Source organism: Sorangium sp. So ce590 (assembly GCF_051521365.1).
Lineage (GTDB): Bacteria > Myxococcota_A > Polyangia > Polyangiales > Polyangiaceae > Sorangium.
Window position 1 is genome coordinate 652,715 of the sequence record NZ_CP150346.1, and the last position, 21,713, is coordinate 674,427.

Here is a 21,713-nt window from a genome sequence, read left to right on the forward strand (position 1 = left end):
CGGGCGTCAAGGCAAGCCTGGAACAGTCCGGACCCGTCCGATGTTACGCCCGATCGTGCCCAACCGTCCCACACACCACGTTACGTTTGCCCATCCGTTCCGTCGTTACTGACATTTCGACGGCAACTGGGACATCGCCTCGCCCGCCCCGATGCGCGCGGCAGCCACGGCGTGGGACTTGGCCGCGCACCCCTTGGAGGCGACGGCTCGCTTGGCGCTCGCGCCGATCGCGGCCCTCGCCTCGGCCTTCTTGGGGCCGTCGCAGCCCGCAAAGCGTTTCACCGCGAGATCCGTGTTGCCGCCGTTCGCCAGGTTGATCGCGGCCTTGCACTCCTGCTCGGCCTTCTCGTTGCCGGCGGGCGGGGTCTTGGGCCCCGTGGTCGCGGTCGGCGTGCTCTTCGGAGCGTCGGGGGGCGCCTTGACCTGACCGGCCTGCTCGGGCGGGGGCTCGGGGGTGGAGGGCTCGCTCGTCGGCAGGGCCACGATCGGGTCCGACGTGACGGTGACGGGCGGCGTGCCCGAGGGCGGGGGGATGGCGGTCGATGTGCTCTCCTCGGTCGCGCTCCCGCTGTCCCCCTTCTTCATCATGACGATGCCCACGACGCCGAGCACCGCGACGGCCGCGACCGCGGCGAGGATCGGGGCTGTCTTGTTCTTCTGCGCCGGCGGCGGCGGCGCGGGGAACACCTGACCGCTGCCCGTGTTCACGGGCGGGTGCGCCGGCACGGCGCCTCCCGGCATCGCCGCCTGGTCCATGACGGTGGCGGCGGCGTGATGGTTGACGACGGTCTTGCTCGGTCCCGTGGGCGGCCCCGCGACGAACAGCGGCTCGCCCATCTGCGTCTGACCCGAGCGCGACGGCATCAGCGCGGTCCCGCTGGTCGGGGCCTCGAGCCCGACGTGCGTGCGGGGCGCCGTCCCGAGCACCGAGAGGCGGGGCCCCGCGCCGATCGTGAGGTCCTCGTAGAACTCCCGGGCCGACTGCTGGCGGTCCTCGCGGTTCTTGCTGAGGGCCCTCATGACCGCCGCCTTCATCTTCGCCGGCGCCGCGGCGCCCATGGGCACGGCCTCGAACGGGAACGGCTGCGCCGTCATGTGCTGCGTCGCCCACGCCCACGGCGTGTCGGCGTCGAAGGGCAAGCGCCCGGTGAGCATCTCGTAGGTCAGCACGCCGAGCGAGTAGATGTCGCTCCTCGCGTCGAGCTCCTTCCCCGTGAACTGCTCGGGGCTCATGTACGGCGGCGTGCCGAGCACCGTGCCCTGCTGCGTCAGCTTCTGCTCGGCCCTGGCGCTGCGCTCGTCGCGCTTCGCGATGCCGAAGTCGAGGACCTTGACGTAGTCCTCCTCGCCGGCGCGCCTGGTCAGGAAGAGGTTGGCGGGCTTCAGGTCGCGGTGGACGATCCCCTTCTCGTGGGCCTCCTGGAGCGACCCGCACGCCTGCGCGACGATGCGATCGACCCGCTCGGGCGAGAGCGCGCCGCCCCGCTCGAGGGCCGTCTCCAGCGACTGCCCGGTGAGGAGCTCCATCGCGATGTAGAGCTCCCCGGTGTTCGTCTGCCCGAAGTCGTAGACCTTGATCGTGTTCGGGTGCTCGAGCTCGCTGACCGTGCCGCACTCCCGCATGAAGCGCGCGACAACCTGCGGATCCTTCGCGTGCTGCGAGAGGAGCGTCTTGATGGCGACCTTCCGCACCGACGTCCCCATCGGCTGCTCGCCGTCGTAGACGCGGCCCATCCCGCCCTCGCCGAGCACCCCGACGATCCGGAACCGGCCCCCCACGATCGTGCCGATGAGCGGATCTGCCTCCACCGGCGCGACAGGGAGGAGCGCGCCGCACGTGGCGCAGAAGCGCGCCCCATCGATGTTTGGCTGATGGCAAGCGGGACAGTCCATGCGATCGAACCTCTACCCCCGAAGCATGACGAAATGCCACCGCCGCCCGGCGCTGCTTCGCTGCGCGCCCGAGCGAACGTGTGCCGGGCAGGATCGCAGCAGCGGCGCGCCGAGCGCAAGGGAGCTCTTGCGCGCCCGAGGTGCTGCCACGGCCGTCCCCCGTTCGCGCGTGCGCGTCGCGACGCCGCCGCGCTGCGAGCGCGGCGTGCGACGACGGCAAGTTCGGGCCCCAAGAGCGTCCCCGCGCCGCGCCGCGCCGCCTCGCGTGTTGTGCGGGAGCGCTCAGGTCGACGTCCGGCTTGAAAACGGTCGGCACTCGAGCGAGATCGGCGCTGCCGGACGGAGCGGGAGCTCCGGCCCGCCGCAGCTCGATGGCGCGCTCGCCCCGCGCTCCCGCAGCCGATTCCAGCGAAACGGACGAAAACGATGCACACCGCTTGACACGTCTCTTGCAGGGGGCTAAGAGCCTCCTCCCTTCGCGGGACTCGTCTACCTTCGGAACGACGTGAACGGCACCAGCACCTTCACCTCGCTGCGATCCAGCCCGGCCGGGACACTCCGAGCCGCGCAGGCAGGCGGTCCAGCAGGACCGGGAGTTGATTGCTCGCACAGAAGTGATCGGTCTTGGGACATTTCGCTAGGTCAGCACGCTCGCCTCCGGGAGCCCCGGGGACGGGCAGCGGGTCGATGTCGCTGGCGTAGCTCAATCGGTAGAGCACCTGCCTTGTAAGCAGGGGGTTAGGGGTTCAAGTCCCCTCGCCAGCTCCGATGCAAGGCAGCAGGTAGACGGTTCGGGAGGTCACGGAAGAGATAGGGAGCGGTAAGCTCGAAATAAAGAGATAATCTGGAGGGTTGCCCGAGCGGCCAAAGGGAGCAGACTGTAAATCTGCCGGCAATGCCTACGATGGTTCGAATCCATCACCCTCCACCGGAGTGAGCTTTCGCTCCGATAGCGGTCCGACCAAGATGTAGCTCCGCCGGGGTCGCTCCCGGTGGGACCCCCCGCTCGCGGGCGTAGCTCAGTTGGTAGAGCGTCAGCCTTCCAAGCTGAACGTCGCCGGTTCGAACCCGGTCGCCCGCTCCGTGGTCGGTCGTTTGCCCACCTAGCTCAGTTGGCAGAGCACGTCCTTGGTAAGGACGAGGTCGTCGGTTCGATCCCGATGGTGGGCTCCAGCGAGGACAGCGCAACGCAGCCGCGAACTTCATTTCGGCAGGAGACATCTCGATGGCCAAGGAGAAATTCAGTCGTACGAAGCCGCACGTGAACGTGGGCACCATCGGCCACATCGACCACGGCAAGACCACGCTCACGGCCGCGCTCGTCAAGGTGCAGTCGAAGCGCAACCTGGCGAAGGCGATCTCGTACGCCGACATCGCGAAGGGCGGGACGGTCCGTGACGAGACCAAGACGGTGACCATCGCGGCGGCGCACGTCGAGTACGAGTCGGTGAATCGCCATTACGCGCACGTCGACTGCCCCGGACACGCCGACTACATCAAGAACATGATCACCGGCGCGGCGCAGATGGACGGGGCGATCCTCGTCGTGTCGGCGCTCGACAGCGTGATGCCGCAGACGCGCGAGCACGTGCTGCTCGCCCGGCAGGTCGGCCTGAACCACATCGTCGTGTTCCTCAACAAGTGCGACGCCGTGGACGACCCGGAGATGCTGGACCTGGTCGAGATGGAGGTCCGCGAGCTGCTGTCGAAGTACAAGTTCGACGGCGACAACGCGCCGGTGGTCCGGGGCGCGTCGCTGCCCGCGCTGCAGGGCGACCCCAAGTGGGAGGAGACGATCCAGCAGCTGCTCGCCGCGCTCGACAGCTACATCCCCGAGCCGGTGCGCGACATCGACAAGCCGTTCCTGATGGCGATCGAGGACGTGTTCTCGATCAAGGGCCGCGGCACCGTGGCCACGGGCCGCATCGAGCGCGGCATCATCAAGGTCGGCGACGAGGTGCAGATCATCGGCTTCAAGGACACGAAGAAGTCGATCGTCACCGGCGTCGAGATGTTCCGCAAGCTGCTCGACCAGGGGCAGGCGGGCGACAACGTCGGATGTCTGCTCCGCGGCGTGGAGAAGGAAGAGATCGAGCGCGGCCAGGTGCTCGCGAAGCCCGGGTCGATCACGCCGCACACGAAGTTCACCGGTGAGGTGTACGTCCTCAAGAAGGAGGAGGGCGGGCGCCACACGCCGTTCTTCACCAACTACCGGCCGCAGTTCTACATCCGGACGACGGACGTGACCGGCACGGTGAACCTCCCCGAGGGGGTGAAGATGGTGATGCCGGGCGACAACATCACGATGACGATCGAGCTCATCGCCCCGGTCGCGCTGGAGGAGCAGATGCGCTTCGCCATCCGCGAGGGCGGCAAGACGGTGGGCGCCGGCGTCGTCACCAAGATCCTCGCGTAGGAGACGGACATGAGCGAGCAGGCCGGTGGGTGGCGTGCGGCGCGCATCGCCGTCTCACTGGCCTGCTGCGAATGCAAGTCGCGGAACTACAAGACCACGAAGGCGCCCGACCAGGTGGTTTCGCTCAAGAAGTTCTGCAAGCAGTGCAAGAAGCACACGGTTCACAACGAAACGAAGTGAACGGGTGCTCAGGAAGGCGCAGCGATTCTAGGGGTATAGCTCAGTTGGTAGAGCAGCGGATTCCAAATCCGCAGGTCGGGAGTTCGAGCCTCTCTGCCCCTGCCGGGGAATGTGGGCGCCCAGGGGGCGCCCCCGAAGCCCCATTGAGCAGGCTTCTGTCTGCCGCGGGCCGGCGCGTTTGGTGTGGTTATGGCGAAGGGTCAAAAAGACAAGCAAACGCCGAAGGTCGCGGAGGATGGGGAGCCGGAGGAATCTGGATCGGCCGAGCCCACCGAAGCGTCATCCCTCGTGACGCAGGGCGAAGAGCCAGCGGCCGCTGACACCGAAGATGCCGAGGCGCTGCGCGCCGGTGAGCTCGGAGAGGCCGAGGAGGCCGAGGAGGAGGCCGCGGCCACCCAGCTCGGGACGGAGCGCTATGTGCTCGCCGGTTTCTTCGCCGGCGGGATGCTGCTCGCTTACCTCCTCGGCAAGATCGTCCACGGCGTCTGGGCGACCCTCTCCAACAAGGACTGGTTCAGCCGGGCGCTGCCGGTGGTCTCCGCGGTGGGTGACGACGACCAGGCGACCTACGGCATGGTCATCGGCGGCGTCATCGCGCTCATCGTCGTGCTGCGCATGTTCCGCAACACGGAGCTCCGCACCTGGAGCGACGAGGTTGCCGGCGAGCTGGCGAAGGTGAAGTGGCCGACCAAGAAAGAGGTGACGAACTCGACGTTCGTCGTCATCGCCACGACCACCGTGGCGACCCTCTACCTGGCGCTGCTCGACCGCTTCTGGGCATTCGTGACCAACATCGTTTACGGCGATGGAAGCTGAAGCAGGGAGACCCTGAGGGAATCAAGCGCCATGGCCAAGAAGTGGTACGTCATCCATACCTATTCGGGATACGAGGCGAAGGTGCGCGACGCGCTCCAGCAGCGCGTAAAGCAATACGGACTGGAAGATCGGTTCGGCGAGATCCTCATCCCGAGCGAGACGGTCACGGAGAACCGTCCTGGCGGGAAGACGCGCGTTCGCCAAAAGCTCAGCTTGCCCGGCTACATCTTCGTCGAGATGGAGATGAACGAGCAGGTCTGGCACCTGGTCAAGGACACGCCCAAGGTGACCGGCTTCATCGGCAACCAGGCGCCGCAGGAAGTCCCGCTGGTACAGATCGACAGCCTGCGGCGGGGGATCGTCGAGGGGGCAGTCAAGCCGAAGCCGCGGCTCACGTTCGAGGTGGGTGAGGAGGTGCGGGTCCTGGATGGGGCCTTCGCGAACTTCACCGGCACGGTCGACGACGTGAAGATGGACAAGCAGAAGCTCAAGGTGAAGGTCAGCATCTTCGGCCGACCCACCAGCGTGGAGCTCGACTTCTCAGCCGTGGAGAAGCGCTAGTCGGGGGCGAACGGCTGCAAACCTGCGGGCGAGGACCGCGTCTCCGCGGTGCTTCGCTGTTTCTCTGAATAGTACACCGCCCGTCGGGCGGCGGTTCGATAGGGTGCGAGATTCATCATGGCGAAGAAAATCACTGGGTACGTGAAGCTGCAGCTTCCGGCGGGCAAGGCCAACCCGTCGCCCCCCGTCGGTCCTGCGCTCGGCCAGCACGGCGTCAACATCATGGCGTTCTGCAAGGACTTCAACTCGCGGACGGCAACACAGGGAGACATGATCATCCCGGTGGTGATCACGGTCTACTCGGACCGCTCGTTCACGTTCATCATGAAGACGCCGCCGGCCTCCGTGCTCCTGAAGAAGGCGGCGGGGCTCGAGACCAAGAAGAAGCCGGGCGCGGGCTCCAAGGAGCCCAACAAGGTCAAGGTGGGCAAGGTGACGCAGCAGCAGCTGCAGGAGCTCGCCCAGCTCAAGATGCAGGACATGAACACGACGAACCTCGACTCCGCGATGCGCAGCATGACGGGCACCGCCCGCTCGATGGGCATCGACATCGTCGACTGAGGTTGGTCACAGCGCTCCCCGCCGTCGGGGATGCGCGCCGCCCTGGCGGCGCTCCGAATCGAGGGCGCCCCGGCGGACTGGGAGAAGACTTACCACGGTAGTTTAAGGCGCACCGTGGGAGGCGAGAGCCGTTACGAAGGAGGGCATATGCCGAAAGTCGCCAAGAAGAAAGTCGCAGCGCGAACATTCGTCGATCGCGCGCGAAAGTACACATTGCAGGAGGCGTGCGCGCTCGTGAAGCAAGCCGCGCCCGCCAAGTTCGACGAGACGGTGGACGTTGCGGTCCGGCTGGGGGTCAACCCGCGGCACGCAGACCAGATGGTCCGCGGCGCCGTGGTGCTCCCGCATGGCACGGGGCAGTCGCTCCGCGTGCTTGTGTTCGCCAAGGGTGAGAAGGCCAGGGAGGCCGAGGCTGCCGGGGCCGACTTCGTCGGCGAGGCGGATCTCGTGAACAAGGTCCAGGAAGGCTTCATGGACTTTGACCGCGTGATCGCGACGCCCGACATGATGGGCCTGGTGGGCAAGCTCGGCCGTATCCTCGGTCCGCGCGGCCTGATGCCGAACCCCAAGGTGGGGACGGTGACGTTTGACGTGAAGACGGCCATCTCGGAGGCCAAGGCCGGCAAGGTCGAGTACCGTGTCGAGAAGGCGGGCATCGTGCACGCTCGGATCGGCAAGGTCTCCTTCGCGGAGAACGCGCTCCAGGTCAACGCGGACGCGCTGATCCAGGCGCTCGTCCGGGCCAAGCCGGCGACAGCCAAGGGCATCTACCTCCGGAGCATCACGATGTCCTCGACGATGGGCCCGGGGGTTCGCATCGACCCGGTCCACTTCGTCGGCAAGGCAGAGGAGGCGTAGCCCATGGAACGGTCCCAGAAGGAAGCGGTTGTCGGCTCAGTCCGGCAGAAATTCGAGCGGATGTCTTCCGCGGTCTTCCTGGATTTCAAGGGAATGAACGTCGAGGCGGTCACCAAGCTTCGCGATGAATTCCGGAAGTCCGGCGTCGAGTACCGGGTCGTGAAGAACACGCTCGTCCGCCACGCCGTCAAGGAGCATCCCTGGGCGAACACGCTGGCGAAGAGCCTGACCGGCATGACCGGCGTGGCCTGGAGCTACGAGGATCCGAGCGCGGCAGCCAAGGTCGTCAAGGCGTTCCGCAAGGACAACCAGAAGCTCCAGATCAAGGCTGGGCTCATCGAGGGGCAGATCCTCTCGGGCGACGCCGTCGAGACGCAGCTCGCGACGATGCCCGGCAAGGATGAGCTCCGTGCCACGCTGCTCGCGACGCTCCAGGCGCCGCTCCAGCAGTTCGTGCAGCAGCTCAACGCGCCTCTCCAGAATTTCGCCTATCTCCTGAAGGCGAAGGAGGACGCGGCGGGTACGTCGGCCTGAGAGGGCGCTTTCGTAATAAATGGGCCTTGCGCCCGTCTGGTTTTGGTTTACATCGCCCCCCTCCCCGGGGCGCGCAGAAGAGTTTGAAGGAGTCTTGCAATGGCTGAGATCACGCGCGAGCAGGTCGTCGATTACCTCTCCAACCTCCCTGTCATCCAGATCGCCGAGCTCATCAAGGACCTCGAGAACAAGTGGGGCGTCAAGGCTGCCCCCGCGGCTGTCGCCGTCGCCGCCGGCCCCTCGACCGCCGCTCCGGCCGAGAAGCCCCCGGAGCAGACCGAGTTCGACGTCATCCTTGCGAGCGCCGGCAGCAACAAGATCGGCGTCATCAAGGCGATCCGCGAGATCACCGGTCTGGGCCTGAAGGAGGCGAAGGACCTGGTCGAGGCCGCGCCGAAGACCGTCAAGGAGCAGGTTTCCAAGGCGGACGCGGAAGAGATGAAGAAGAAGCTCGTCGAGGCAGGTGCTACCGTCGAGCTCAAGTAACGATCACCGTTCCCTGCCAGGGGAAATCGGGATCCGCCGGAGGACGGCGGCAGGGCGGTCGTCCCTGCCGCACGTCCCGCTTTTGTCTGAAGAAAGGGACCGCGGGTGCGGGTCCCTGCGCAACGCTGCTGTAGAGGACCGCGGCTACGGGTCCTCGGTCAATTCTGACGAGGACCGCGGGTGCGAGTCCTCGACCAATGCCGGAGCTCAATGGGTCGCCACGCGGTCCGCTCTGCCCCCACAGCCAAGATGTTTTGGGTCCTCACACCCTGGGGACGCTCGCTCGCCATTGGTGCGTAGCTTCGTGTTCGTTGCTCGGTTCGAGCCGTGCGCCCGCCCCGCACGGCTCGTGTGAGCCGGAGGAAATCGATGCCGTCGGTCGTCCAATCCAACTTCCGCGTCCGTAAGAACCTGGGTCGCGTTCGTCGCATCATCGACGTCCCCAACCTGATCGACATCCAGAAGTCGAGCTACGACAAATTCCTCCAGATGAGCGTTCCGCCGAACGAGCGGGAGGAGATCGGGCTGCAGGCGGTGTTCCGCTCGGTCTTCCCGATCAAAGACTTCAACGGCACGAGCGAGCTCGTCTTCGTCTCGTACAACCTCGAGCCGCCGAAGTACGACGTCGATGAGTGCCGCCAGCGCGGCATGACCTACTCGGCGCCGATCAAGGTCACGAACCAGCTGATGATCTACGACACCCGCGACGGCGGGGAGCGGATCGTCCGCGACATCAAGGAGCAGGAGGTCTACTTCGGCGAGCTCCCGCTGATGACCGAGACGGGCACGTTCATCATCAACGGGACCGAGCGCGTCGTCGTCAGCCAGCTGCACCGCAGCCCCGGCGTCTTCTTCGACCACGACAAGGGCAAGACGCACTCGAGCGGCAAGCTGCTCTATTCCGCGCGCGTCATCCCGTACCGCGGCTCGTGGCTCGACTTCGAGTTCGACCCGAAGGACATCATCTACGTTCGCATCGACCGCCGGCGGAAGATGCACGCGACCGTGCTGCTGCGCGCGCTCGGGTACTCGACGCAGGACCTGCTCAACTACTTCTACTCGACCGAGACCGTGTACCTCGAGACGGGGGGCAAGTACTCGAAGAGCATCGAGTACGACCTCCTGGCCGGCCAGCGGACGACGCGCGACATCAAGATCGGCGCCGATGTCATCGTCAAGAAGAACACCAAGTTCACCCGCGCGGCCATCCGGAAGATGAAGGAGGCGAAGCTCGAGCGGCTCAGCCTCGAGCCGGAGGAGCTCGTCGGGAAGGTCGCGGCCCACGACATCGTCGACCCGGAGACGGGCGAGGTCGTGGTCGAGGTGAACGAGGAGCTCACCGAGGCGAAGCTCGAGCGGCTGCGCGACGCGAACATCGAGCAGTTCCGCATCCTCTTCATCGACGGCCTGAACGTGGGCTCGTACCTGCGCGACACGCTGCTCACCGACAAGGTGAAGACGATGGAGGACTCGATCCTCGAGATCTACCGGCGGCTGCGTCCGGGGGATCCGCCGACGCTCGAGACCGCCAAGACCCTGTTCCACAACCTGTTCTTCAACGCCGAGCGCTACGACCTGTCGAAGGTCGGCCGGCTGAAGCTGAACTACAAGTTCTACCGGGACGTCCCCGAGGACGAGCGGCCGGGGCTCGACCTCACCGTGCTCACGCCGCAGGACATCCTGGAGACGGTGCGGCACCTGATCGAGCTGAAGAACGGGCGCGGCTCGGTCGACGACATCGACCACCTCGGCAACCGCCGCGTGCGCGCGGTCGGCGAGCTGATGGAGAACCAGTATCGCATCGGCCTCGTCCGCATGGAGCGCGCGATCAAGGAGCGCATGAGCATGTCGCAGGAGATCGACACGCTCATGCCCCACGACCTGATCAACGCGAAGCCGGTCAGCGCGGTCGTGAAGGAGTACTTCGGGAGCTCGCAGCTCTCGCAGTTCATGGACCAGACCAACCCGCTCTCCGAGGTCACCCACAAGCGCCGCCTCTCGGCGCTCGGGCCGGGCGGCCTCACGCGCGAGCGGGCCGGGTTCGAGGTGCGCGACGTCCACGCGACCCACTACGGCCGCATCTGCCCGATCGAGACGCCCGAAGGGCCGAACATCGGCCTCATTGCGTCGCTGTCGACGTTCGCCCGCGTGAACGAGTTCGGCTTCGTCGAGACGCCGTACCGCAAGGTCGAGAACGGCCGCGTGACCGAGGACGTGATCTGGCTCTCCGCGCTGGAGGAGGAGGGCAAGTACATCGCGCAGGCGACCGTGAACCTCGATGAGAGCGGGCGCTTCAAGGAGTCGCTCGTCTCGGCCCGCTACAACGGCGAGTTCAAGATCGTCACGCCCGAGATGGTGGAGCTGATGGACGTCGCGCCGAACCAGATGGTGTCGGTCGCCGCCGCGCTCGTGCCCTTCCTCGAGCACGACGACGCGAACCGCGCGCTCATGGGCGCCAACATGCAGCGCCAGGCCGTGCCGCTGGTCCAGTCGCACGCGCCGCTCGTGGGCACCGGCATGGAGGAGCGGCTCGCCCGTGACTCCGGCGTCTGCGTCATCGCGCGGCGCCCCGGGGTCGTCGAGAGCGTCGACGCGACGCGCATCGTCGTCCGCGCCGAGGGCGAGGGCGCCGAGGTGCCCGATATCTACCACCTCATGAAGTTCCAGCGCTCGAACCAGTCGACCTGCTACACGCAGAAGCCGGTCGTCAGGACGGGCGAGGTGGTGAAGAAGGGCGACGTGCTCGCCGACGGCCCGTCCACGGACATGGGCGAGCTCGCGCTCGGCCAGAACGTGCTCGTCGCGTTCATGCCGTGGCAGGGCTACAACTTCGAGGACTCCATCCTGGTGTCCGAGCGCATCGCCAAGGACGACGTGTTCACCTCGATTCACATCGAGGAGTTCGAGTGCGTCGCCCGCGACACGAAGCTCGGCAAGGAGGAGATCACCCGCGACATCCCGAACGTCGGCGAGGAGGCGCTCAAGGACCTCGACGACTCCGGCATCGTCCGCATCGGGGCCGAGGTGCGCCCCGGCGACATCCTGGTCGGCAAGATCACCCCGAAGGGCGAGACCCAGCTCTCGCCCGAGGAGAAGCTGCTCAGGGCGATCTTCGGCGAGAAGGCGGGCGACGTCCGCGACAGCTCGCTCAAGGTGCCGCCCGGGGTCGGCGGGATCGTCATCAACGCCCGCGTGTTCTCGCGCAAGGGGACCGAGAAGGACGACCGCGCGCGGGACATCGAGGACCAGGAGCGCGCCAGGATCGAGCGGACGCGCGACGAGGAGATCAAGATCCTCCGCGACTCGTTCTTCCGCCGCATCCGCGAGCTCCTGCTCGGCAAGGAGGCGTCGGGCAAGCTCGTCGACGACAAGGGCAAGGTGCTCTTCCAGAAGGGCGCCATCATCGACGAGGCCTCGCTCGCCGAGATCCCCCGCAAGTACTGGGGCGAGATCCCCGTCGACGACGCCGAGCGGGTCCAGCAGATCCTGCGCGACCTCGAGGAGCTCGTCCGCACGCGCGAGGAGCACTTCCGCGACAAGATCGATCGCCTCTCCAAGGGCGACGAGCTGCCGCCGGGCGTCATCAAGATGGTGAAGGTCTATATCGCCATCAAGCGCAAGCTCCAGGTCGGCGACAAGATGGCGGGCCGCCACGGCAACAAGGGTGTCATCAGCCGCATCCTCCCCGAGGAGGACATGCCGTATCTGCAGGACGGTAGGCCGGTCGATCTCGTGCTCAACCCGCTCGGCGTGCCGAGCCGCATGAACGTCGGTCAGATCCTCGAGATCCACCTCGGGTGGGGCGCCTTCGAGCTCGGCAACCAGCTGCAGCGCATGGTCGAGCAGCAGCGGGCGACCGCCGAGATCAAGGCGCACCTGAAGGCCATCTATGCGGGCGACGAGTCGATGGACGGCTTCTTCGACGACCTCGACGACGGCGACGTCAAGCGCTTCGTCAAGACGGTCGACGAGGGCGTGTTCATGGGATCGCCGGTGTTCGACGGCGCTCACGAGTCGGATATCAAGGGCGCTCTCGATATCGCGGATCTCCCGACCTCAGGCCAGGCGATCCTCTTCGACGGGCGCACGGGCGAGGCGTTCGATCAGAACGTCACGGTGGGCATCATGTACATGCTGAAGCTCCACCACCTGGTCGACGACAAGATCCACGCGCGCTCGATCGGGCCCTACTCCCTCGTCACGCAGCAGCCCCTCGGCGGCAAGGCGCAGTTCGGCGGGCAGCGGCTCGGCGAGATGGAGGTCTGGGCGATGGAGGCCTACGGCGCGGCCTACGCGCTGCAGGAGTTCCTCACCGTGAAGAGCGACGACGTGATGGGCCGCACCCGGATGTACGAGGCCATCGTGAAGGGGGACTACACCCTGGAGGCGGGGCTGCCGGAGAGCTTCAACGTGCTCATCAAGGAGCTCCAGTCGCTGTGCCTGAACGTCGAGCTGGTCGAGTCGACCGGAGGCGTGGAGGCCTCGGCCGCGGAGGAAGAGGAGTGATGCAGTTCGTCACGTCACGAGCGCCGCGCGCCGGGTCGGTGATGGCGAGGGAGGCGCGTCGCGCGGGCGGCGCGCTCCCGAAGGCCGACACGGTGGGCGCGGACAGGTTCATCGGTTTCGTTTCCGTCTCCGGAGGTCTCCATGCGTGACATCTTCAGCTTCTTCGAGAAGCCCAAAGACCCGCTGTCGTTCAGCGCCATCCGCATCTCGCTCGCGAGCCCGGAGAAGATCCGCGAGTGGTCCCACGGCGAGGTGAAGAAGCCGGAGACCATCAACTACCGGACGTTCAAGCCGGAGCGAGATGGCCTGTTCTGCGCCAAGATCTTCGGGCCGGTGAAGGACTACGAGTGCAATTGCGGCAAGTACAAGCGCATGAAGCACCGTGGCATCGTGTGCGAGAAGTGCGGCGTCGAGGTCATCCAGTCGAAGGTCCGCCGCGAGCGGCTCGGGCACATCTCGCTGGCCACGCCGGTCGCCCACATCTGGTTCCTCAAGAGCCTGCCGTCGCGCATCGGCAACATGCTCGACATCACGCTCAAGGACCTGGAGAAGGTGCTCTATTGCGAGGCCTACATCGTCATCGATCCGAAGGAGACCGGCCTCATGAGGGGCGATCTCCTGAGCGAGGAGCGCTATCTGCAGCTGCTCGACGAGTACGGTGACGACAAGTTCAGCGCCGGGATGGGCGGCGAGGCGGTCCTCGAGATGCTCAAGCAGGTCGACGTCCACGGCCTGGCCGAGCTGCTCAGGACCGAGATGCGCGCGGCGACCAGCGAGGCCAAGCGGAAGAAGCTCGCGAAGCGGCTCAAGGTCGTCGAGGCCTTCCGCGAGAGCGGCAATCGGCCGGAGTGGATGATGCTGACCGTGATCCCGGTGCTCCCGCCGGATCTGCGCCCGCTCGTGCCCCTGGACGGCGGCCGCTTCGCGACCAGCGATCTCAACGACCTCTACCGCCGCGTCATCAACCGCAACAACCGCCTGAAGCGGCTCCTCGAGCTGAACGCGCCGGAGATCATCATCCGCAACGAGCGCCGGATGCTGCAGGAGGCGGTCGACGCCCTCTTCGACAACGGCCGCCGCGGCAAGACGATCACCGGCCCGAACAAGCGCCCGCTCAAGTCGCTCTCCGACATGCTGAAGGGCAAGCAGGGCCGGTTCCGCCAGAACCTGCTCGGCAAGCGCGTCGACTACTCGGGCCGCTCGGTCATCGTCGTCGGCCCGACGCTGCGCCTGCACCAGTGCGGTCTGCCCAAGAAGATGGCGCTCGAGCTCTTCAAGCCGTTCATCTACAACAAGCTGGAAGAGCGCGGCTACGTCAACACCATCAAGAGCGCGAAGAAGATGGTGGAGAAGGAGCGCCCGGAGGTCTGGGACATCCTCGAGGAGGTCATCAGCGAGCACCCGGTGCTCCTGAACCGCGCCCCGACGCTCCACCGCCTCGGCATCCAGGCGTTCGAGCCGGTCCTCATCGAGGGCAAGGCGATCCAGCTGCACCCGCTGGTCTGCGCGGCGTTCAACGCCGACTTCGACGGCGACCAGATGGCGGTCCACGTGCCGCTGTCGGTCGAGGCGCAGATGGAGGCGCGCGTGCTCATGATGAGCACGAACAACATCCTCTCGCCCGCGAGCGGCAAGCCGATCATCAACCCGACCCAGGACATCGTGCTCGGGCTCTACTACGCGACCCGCGAGCGCAAGTTCGAGAAGGGGTCGTACCGCGCGGACACCCTCTCCTTCGGCGAGGACGGCGTGGCGCAGGGCTACCTGCGGGGCATCTACGCCTCCCCCGAGGAGGTGCGGATGGCCTACGACAACGGCGAGGTCGCGCTGCACGCCGGCGTCCGCGTCCGGGTGCCGATCATCGACGACGACGGGAACCCGCAGCTCGACGAGTTCGGCCACGTGAAGCGCCGCATCGTCGAGACCACGGTGGGCCGCGTCATCATCTCCGAGGTCCTCCCGAAGGGGGTCGCGTTCGAGTACGCGAACAAGACCCTCGACAAGAAGGCGCTCTCGGCGCTCATCGACGTCTGCTACCGCATCCACCGCAACAAGGAGACCGTCCTCCTCGCAGACCGGCTCCGCACGCTCGGCTTCGACCACGCGATGCGGGCGGGCATCTCGATCTGCATGGATCACATGGTGATCCCGGCGGCCAAGAAGGTCCTCCTGGGCGAGGCCCAGAAGGAGGTCGAGCGCGTCGTCGAGCAGTACCAGGAGGGGCTCATCACCGACGGCGAGCGGTACAACAAGATCGTCGACATCTGGGCGAGCATCGCCGACCAGGTCACGACCGAGATGATGGCCGGCATCGGCAAGGAGACGATCGTCGATCACGAAACGGGCAAGTCCTCGATCGAGCCGAGCTTCAACCCGATCTACATCATGGCCGACTCCGGCGCGCGCGGCTCCACGCAGCAGATCCGGCAGCTGGCCGCGATGCGCGGCCTGATGGCCAAGCCGTCCGGCGAGATCATCGAGACGCCGATCACCGCGAACTTCCGCGAGGGTCTCAGCGTGCTCCAGTACTTCATCTCGACGCACGGCGCGCGCAAGGGCCTCGCCGACACCGCGCTCAAGACGGCGAACTCGGGTTACCTCACCCGGCGGCTCGTCGACGTGGCGCAGGACGCGGTCATCTCCGAGTTCGACTGCGGCACGCTCGACGGCATCCGCGTGGCGAAGCTCGAGGAGGCCGGCGAGGTCATCCAGCCGCTCGGCGACCGCATCCTCGGCCGCGTCGCGCTGGAGGACGTCGTCGACCCGCTCACCGGCGAGGTGCTCATCACCGCGAACACCGAGCTCGACGAGCAGGCGGTGCGGTCCATCGAGGACGCCGGCATCGAGGAGGTCGTCATCCGTTCGGTGCTGACGTGCCAGCTCCGCCGCGGGGTGTGCGCGCTCTGCTACGGCCGCGACCTGGCGCGCGGTTACCGGGTCAACATCGGCGAGGCGGTGGGCATCATCGCCGCCCAGTCGATCGGCGAGCCGGGCACGCAGCTCACGATGCGCACCTTCCACATCGGCGGCACCGCGGCGCGCGGCAAGATCGAGGCGAGCTACCTCGAGGCCCGCACCGAGGGCACGGTCCGCCTCCGCCGCGCGGTCGTCCAGAAGAAGAAGGACGGCACGATGGTGGTCATGAACCGCCACGGCGAGATCGTTGTCGTCGACGAGACGGGGCGCGAGCGCGAGCACAACCGCCTCGTCTACGGCGCCATCCTCAAGAAGGCCGACGGCGAGCGCACCAAGGCCGGCGAGCTGCTCGCCGAGTGGGACCAGTTCGCGACGCCGATCCTCACCGAGGTCTCCGGCGTGGTGAAGTTCGGCGACCTCATCGAGGGCGTCAGCGTGCAGGATCGCCTCGACGAGGTGACGGGCCTCTCGCGAAAGGTCGTCATCGAGTCGAAGGCGGCCGACGTCCGCCCGCGCATCTCGCTGAAGGACCCCGAGTCCGGCAGGACGCTGAAGCTCCCGAACAGCGAGCTCGAGGCGCGCTACCTGCTCCCCGTCGGTGCGCACATCGTCGCGCAGGAGGGGGATCTCATCGAGGCCGGCGAGGTCATCGCGAAGATCCCGCGCGACACGACGAAGGTGCAGGACATCACCGGCGGTCTGCCCCGCGTCGCCGAGCTGTTCGAGGCCAGAAAGCCCAAGGATCACGCGATCATCAGCGAGATCGACGGCGAGGTCACGTTCGGCAAGGACACGAAGGGCAAGCGGAAGGTCATCATCACGCCGTACTCGCCGGACGGGCATGCGCTCGGCGATCAGGCGCGCGAGTACCTGATCCCCAAGGGCAAGCACATCCAGGTGCAGCCGGGCGACCGGGTGCGCGCGGGTGACCCGCTCCAGGACGGCCCGCCGAACCCGCACGACATCCTCCGGGTGAAGGGCGAGAAGGAGCTGTCGGCCTGGCTCGTGAACGAGATCCAGCAGGTCTACCGGCTCCAGGGCGTCGGCATCAACGACAAGCACATCGAGGTCATCGTCCGGCAGATGCTCCGGCGGGTCCGCGTGCGCGAGGTCGGCGATACGAACTTCCTGGTCGATGAGCAGGTGGAGAAGCACATCTTCGAGAAGGAGAACGAGACCGTCCTCGAGCGCGGCGGCAAGCCCGCCATCGCCGAGGCGCTCCTCCTCGGCATCACCAAGGCCAGCCTGTCGACCGAGTCGTTCATCAGCGCCTCGTCGTTCCAGGAGACGACCAAGGTGCTCACCGAGGCGGCGATCAACGGCAAGACGGACGATCTCCGCGGTCTCAAGGAGAACGTCATCATGGGCCGTCTGATCCCGGCCGGGACGGGGCTGCCCGCCTACAAGCGTCTCCAGGTCGTGGTCGAGGGCGAGCCGGTGGTGCAAGCGCCGTACGTCGCCCCCCGGCCGCGTCCCGAGGAGACGCTCACGGCGGTGAACGAGGAGTAACGGCCGCCGGCGCGCCCAGGGCGGGGTCGACCCCCGCCTACGGGCGCGCCGTCCGTCCCCTGGACACCGTCCCGGGGGCGGCTTTCCTCTTTCAGCCCTGAGCTTGTCGGCCTGGCGAGCCGCGCCGGACGTGGCGCGCGCGCCTACCCGGGGTCAGCCTTCACCTCCACGTAGCAGCGCATCGGGTCGAGCGGGGCCTCGGGAGCCAACCAGCGTTGGCCGGTGTTCACGGGGCTCGCGCACCGAGCCGAGCTCTGCTCTCATTCATCGAGCGCACCCCATGGCTGCACACGCCGCGAGCGGCTGGCCAGCTTTCCCCGCGTGCTTTCGTTCCGCGAGGGTTCTTGGGCGCGCTTACCTCCAATTTCCGAGTAGAATCAGGTTTCGATGGCTTCCGTTCACGGATTGAACCAGCGGATTGCCGATCGCCTCGTCCTCGAGGGGCGCATCACTCCGGACGACCATCGTCGTGCGGTGGAGTACGCGATGCGTACCCGCGGCCGCATCGAGGACGCCATCATCGAGCTCGATATCGTCAACGAGGCCGAGCTCCTGAAGTTCATCGCGACCGTCCACAACACCCGCTTCGTCTCGACCGAGAAGCTCTCGAAGGCGATCATCGAGCCCCGCGTGCTCGCCAAGGTTTCGGCGATCACCGCGACGTTGCACGGCGTCTTCCCGGTCCTGCTCGACGATCGGAACACGACGCTCTCGGTCGCGACGGCGGATCCCGACAACGACGTCGCGCTGCACGAGATCCGGCTGGCCGCGGGCGTGCGGGACGTACGCGCCATCGTCGCCAGGCCGGCGGCAGTGCGCGCGGCCATCGCCTACCATTACCGGGGCGACACGACCGCCTTCAATTCGCTGCTGCGGCCGGTCAGCTCGTTCGACGAGATCCTCTACAACAACAGCAATAACCCGTTCGAGCGCACGTCGATGACGCACGAGCGCGCGTCGATGACGCACGTGCCGGCTGCGCACTCGCAGACGATGCACGGCCAGCCGGCGCACGCGCCGCCCTCGCATTCGCAGCCGATGCACGGGCAGACGACGACGATGCACGGGCAGACGACGATGCACGGGCAGACGGCGCACGCGACGCCGCAGCCCGCGCCGGTGCCCGCGGCGCTCGTCACGGCGCCGCAGGCTCCCGCGGTGATGCGGGCGCCCTCCGCGCCGCCGCGCGTGGCCCCGGCCGGGCCCCCGCCCACGCCCGTGCCGCCCTCGCCCCCCGTTCAGCCGCAGGCCGCCCCGCTCTCGGCGCCGGTCGCGGTGGCAGCGGCGCCGCCGCCGCCGCACCCGACCACGAGCCACGCGTATGTCGAGACGCTGAACGTCCTCGTGAGCCTGCTCGAGAACGCGCGGCAGGACCTCCGGGGTCACTCCTCCACGGTCGCGCGCATCGTCCGCAAGCTCTGCGAGCGCATCGGCCTGCCGCCGACGACGGTCGCGAGCTACGTGGCCTCGGCCTACCTGCACGACCTCGGCAAGAACGGCCCGTACCACCTCACCGCGCTCAACGTCGCCGAGTACGAGGGGCACCGGCTCGCCGCGACGAAGAGCGTCGACCTCCCGGCCCACCTCATGGAGTCGGTGGGCCTGCCGCAGGACGTCGTCTCGGCGATCAACCTGATGTACGAGCGCTACGACGGCAGCGGCTTCCCCGACGGCCTGTCCGGCAAGGAGATCCCGCTCGGCGCGCGCATCCTCGCGGTCGCGGACACCTACGCCGACCTCACCCAGAACCCGCGCAACCCCTACCGCAAGGCGCTCCGCCCGCCCGAGGCCTGCGACGTGCTCGCCCAGTACCGCGGCACCATCTTCGATCCGAACATCGTCGATCTCTTCCGCCAGGTCATGACCGGCGACGACATGCGCGCGAAGCTCCTCGCCGACCGGCATCAGGCGCTCATCGTCGACCCGGATCCCGAGGAGACGACGGTGCTCGAGCTGCGGCTCCTCGAGCAGGGGTTCGAGGTCTCGATCGCGCGCAACGTGGCGCAGGCGCGCCGCGAGCTCGAGACGAAGGACATCGAGGTGGTCGTCAGCGAGATCGACCTCGAGGAGCCCGACGCCGGCCTCGTGCTCCGCGCCGACGCGCTGAAGCTCGGCTTCGGCCGCGACAAGACGTGGGTCATCCTCACCGCGAAGACCGACCGGCAGACCGCCCAGCGCGCCTTCGATCTCGGCGTCGACGACTTCGTCTCGAAGCCGGCGTCGACCGACGTCATGGCCGCCAAGCTCCGCCAGCTCATCGAGCGACGCTCCACGACCGCCGTCCCCCGCGGCGTGTCCGGCTCGCTCGCCGAGATGGGCCTGCCGGACATGATCCAGATCCTCTGGCACGGCCGGAAGACGTGCGCGCTCAAGATCCAGGCGAACTCCATGGCCGGCGAGATCCACTTCGCCGACGGGCAGGTCGTCCACGCGCTCTGGGCCGGCGCGCTGGGCGAGGACGCGTTCTACAGGATGCTCACGCTCCGGGAGGGCGACTTCCGTCTCGACCCGAGCTTCTCGCCCAGCACCCGCAGCATCACCGCCTCGCCCGAGGCCCTGCTCCTCGAGGGGATGCGCCGCCTCGATGAAGGGACCTTGTCGTAGGAGCGGCGCGCGGGAGGCCCGGTTGAAGAGCTCCGTCTGCATCGAGACCCCGCGGCTGCGCCTCCTCATCCCGTCCCTCGACTTCGCCGGCCGCTACCTCGCCTATTTCGAGCGCAATCGCGAGCACCTGGCCCGGTGGGATCCGCCGCGACCCGAGGGCTTCTACACCGAGGCGTTCTGGCGGGAGCGCCTCCTCCGCGATCGCGACGATCTCGTCGCGGACCGGGCGCTCCGGCTCGCGCTGCAGTGGCGCGGCGCTCCCGCGGGCGAGGTGATCGGGGTCTGCAACTTCACCCAGTTCGTTCGCGGCGTCTTCCAGGCCGCGACGCTCGGCTACTCGCTCGACCAGCGCGTCGTGGGCTCGGGCGTGATGTTCGAGGCGCTCGAGGCGGCGATCGCGTACATGTTCGGCACGCTCGGCTTCCACCGGGTGATGGCGAACTACCTGCCGCATAACGAGCGCAGCGGTCGGCTGCTCCGGCGCCTCGGCTTCGTCGTCGAGGGGTACGCCCGCGATTACCTGTTCATCGACGGCGCCTGGCGCGACCACATCCTGACCGCGCTGACGAACCCCAGGCCGGCACCCCCGGGCGCCTCGCGGGCGCCTGCCGCGGCGCTCTCTTCTGGCGGCGCCGGCCAGCGACGCGGATGATCGGTCGGCGCTGCAGCGACCGCCGAGCGGCGCCTGGGCCCCCTACCTGCCGCGGCTGTTTCCGTCGGTAACTCTCCACGATCCTTGGTGATTGTGACGAGGTCGGCCGCGGCCGGCGCGCGCCGCGTCTTGCCCTGTAGCGTGCGCGGCTCTAGCCTTTCCGGAGGCGTGGACCGCAGGTGCGGCCGCGACCAGGAGGCACATGTACGGTCCGCAAGGCAATGGTGGCGGCAGCGCGCGTAGACCAGCGCAGCGCTCGACGAAGGTCATGGTCCCCGAGATCCGCGCCCGCAAAGGGGTCTCGCCGATCGCGATGGTGACGGCCTACGACTTCACGATGGCGCGGCTGCTCGACGAGGGCGGCGCCGATCTGCTGCTCGTCGGCGACTCGCTCGGGATGGTCGTGCAAGGGCACCCGACCACCCTCCCCGTCACGGTCGAGGAGATCTGTTACCACGGCCGCGCGGTGACGCGCGGCGCGCGGCGCGCCCACGTCGTGGGCGACATGCCGTTCATGAGCTTCCAGCTCTCTCCGATGCACGCGCTCGAGAACGCCGGGCGGATGATGAAGGAGGGCAGCTTCGAGAGCATCAAGCTCGAGGGGGGCGCCGAGATCGCGGAGCATGTGCGCCGGATCGTCGCCGCGGGCATCCCGGTGATGGGTCACCTCGGGCTCACGCCGCAGTCCGTGCACGCGATGGGCGGCTTCAAGGTGCAGGGCAAGGGCGACGAGGCGGCCGAGCGCCTCATCGCCGACGCGCGCATCCTCGACGAGGCGGGCGCCTACGCCATCGTGCTCGAGGCCATCCCGCCGGACCTCGCGCAGGAGGTGACGGAGGCGGTCTCCGTGCCGACGATCGGCATCGGCGCCGGGGCCGGCTGCGATGGGCAGGTGCTCGTCTGCTACGACCTGCTCGGGATGTTCCGCGAGCTGACGCCGAAGTTCGCGAAGCGCTTCGCCGAGGTCGGCGACCAGATCGTGGAGGCGACGCGCGCCTACGTGGACGAGGTGCAGTCGCGCACGTTCCCGGCCGCGGAGCACAGCTTCAAGCCGAACGGGCCTCGCCGGGCGGCCGTCGTGCCCGCCTCGCCGGCCAAGCCCGAGTTCGCGCCGGCGGACGAGATCCCGCCGCATTGGCAGACGCACTGAGCGCGGTGGCGGCGGGAGCTGGCTGACGCCGGCCGCCCCGCTGCCAGGCCGCGCTGAAAGCGGCCGCCGGC

14 protein-coding genes and 5 tRNA genes are annotated in these 21,713 nt (G+C 67.7%); 18 read left to right on the forward strand and 1 reads right to left on the reverse strand.

Going from position 1 to position 21,713, the window contains the following annotated elements:
• Positions 1-105: 105 nt before the first annotated feature.
• Positions 106-1,893 carry a serine/threonine-protein kinase gene (locus WMF28_RS02490; RefSeq protein WP_437600425.1) on the reverse strand — a complete coding sequence of 596 codons (1,788 nt, stop codon included), beginning with the start codon at positions 1,891-1,893 and terminating at the stop codon, positions 106-108.
• Between the two features lie 692 nt (positions 1,894-2,585).
• Here WMF28_RS02490 and WMF28_RS02495 point away from each other — a divergent pair.
• The 18 genes from WMF28_RS02495 (at position 2,586) to panB (ending at position 21,642) form a co-directional block, all read left to right on the forward strand.
• Positions 2,586-2,658: transfer RNA gene (locus WMF28_RS02495), tRNA-Thr, on the forward strand.
• 81 nt (positions 2,659-2,739) lie between these two features.
• A tRNA-Tyr gene (locus WMF28_RS02500) sits at positions 2,740-2,821 on the forward strand.
• A gap of 80 nt (positions 2,822-2,901) precedes the next feature.
• Positions 2,902-2,974, forward strand: a tRNA-Gly gene (locus WMF28_RS02505).
• Between the two features lie 16 nt (positions 2,975-2,990).
• A tRNA-Thr gene (locus tag WMF28_RS02510) sits at positions 2,991-3,066 on the forward strand.
• A 52-nt stretch (positions 3,067-3,118) separates the two neighbouring features.
• Positions 3,119-4,309 (forward strand): elongation factor Tu, encoded by a 1,191-nt coding sequence (tuf, locus tag WMF28_RS02515; RefSeq protein WP_437600426.1) that lies wholly within the window; start codon positions 3,119-3,121, stop codon positions 4,307-4,309.
• Positions 4,310-4,318: 9 nt separating this feature from the next.
• On the forward strand, positions 4,319-4,489 hold the full coding sequence (rpmG, locus tag WMF28_RS02520) for a 50S ribosomal protein L33 (protein WP_437577944.1): 171 nt from the start codon (positions 4,319-4,321) through the stop codon (positions 4,487-4,489).
• Positions 4,490-4,518: 29 nt separating this feature from the next.
• Positions 4,519-4,591: transfer RNA gene (locus tag WMF28_RS02525), tRNA-Trp, on the forward strand.
• Positions 4,592-4,777: 186 nt separating this feature from the next.
• Entirely contained in the window at positions 4,778-5,305 is a 528-nt protein-coding gene (gene secE, locus WMF28_RS02530; protein WP_437600427.1) for a preprotein translocase subunit SecE, read from the forward strand.
• 30 nt (positions 5,306-5,335) lie between these two features.
• Positions 5,336-5,866 carry a transcription termination/antitermination protein NusG gene (nusG, locus tag WMF28_RS02535; RefSeq protein WP_437486067.1) on the forward strand — a complete coding sequence of 177 codons (531 nt, stop codon included), beginning with the start codon at positions 5,336-5,338 and terminating at the stop codon, positions 5,864-5,866.
• A gap of 117 nt (positions 5,867-5,983) precedes the next feature.
• A complete protein-coding gene (rplK, locus tag WMF28_RS02540) occupies positions 5,984-6,427 on the forward strand; it encodes a 50S ribosomal protein L11 (protein ID WP_437600428.1) in 444 nt (147 codons plus the stop codon).
• Between the two features lie 147 nt (positions 6,428-6,574).
• A complete protein-coding gene (gene rplA, locus WMF28_RS02545) occupies positions 6,575-7,285 on the forward strand; it encodes a 50S ribosomal protein L1 (RefSeq protein ID WP_437600430.1) in 711 nt (236 codons plus the stop codon).
• A 3-nt stretch (positions 7,286-7,288) separates the two neighbouring features.
• Positions 7,289-7,819 carry a 50S ribosomal protein L10 gene (gene rplJ / locus WMF28_RS02550; RefSeq protein WP_437600431.1) on the forward strand — a complete coding sequence of 177 codons (531 nt, stop codon included), beginning with the start codon at positions 7,289-7,291 and terminating at the stop codon, positions 7,817-7,819.
• Between the two features lie 99 nt (positions 7,820-7,918).
• A complete protein-coding gene (gene rplL, locus WMF28_RS02555; RefSeq protein ID WP_437486075.1) occupies positions 7,919-8,305 on the forward strand; it encodes a 50S ribosomal protein L7/L12 in 387 nt (128 codons plus the stop codon).
• A 369-nt stretch (positions 8,306-8,674) separates the two neighbouring features.
• Positions 8,675-12,811, forward strand: coding sequence for a DNA-directed RNA polymerase subunit beta (gene rpoB / locus WMF28_RS02560; RefSeq protein WP_437600432.1), 4,137 nt, complete (start codon positions 8,675-8,677; stop codon positions 12,809-12,811).
• Between the two features lie 141 nt (positions 12,812-12,952).
• The gene (gene rpoC, locus WMF28_RS02565; protein ID WP_437600434.1) at positions 12,953-17,236 is read left to right on the forward strand and encodes a DNA-directed RNA polymerase subunit beta'; all 4,284 of its coding nucleotides are present in this window, start codon (positions 12,953-12,955) and stop codon (positions 17,234-17,236) included.
• Between the two features lie 387 nt (positions 17,237-17,623).
• Positions 17,624-19,840, forward strand: coding sequence for an HD domain-containing phosphohydrolase (locus WMF28_RS02570; RefSeq protein ID WP_437600436.1), 2,217 nt, complete (start codon positions 17,624-17,626; stop codon positions 19,838-19,840).
• A gap of 22 nt (positions 19,841-19,862) precedes the next feature.
• Positions 19,863-20,492: a GNAT family N-acetyltransferase gene (locus WMF28_RS02575; RefSeq protein WP_437600438.1), complete on the forward strand. Its 630-nt coding sequence runs from the start codon at positions 19,863-19,865 to the stop codon at positions 20,490-20,492.
• Positions 20,493-20,694: 202 nt separating this feature from the next.
• Positions 20,695-21,642, forward strand: a complete 948-nt coding sequence (gene panB / locus WMF28_RS02580) for a 3-methyl-2-oxobutanoate hydroxymethyltransferase (protein WP_437600439.1) — start codon at positions 20,695-20,697, stop codon at positions 21,640-21,642.
• The last annotated feature ends 71 nt before the right edge of the window (positions 21,643-21,713 follow it).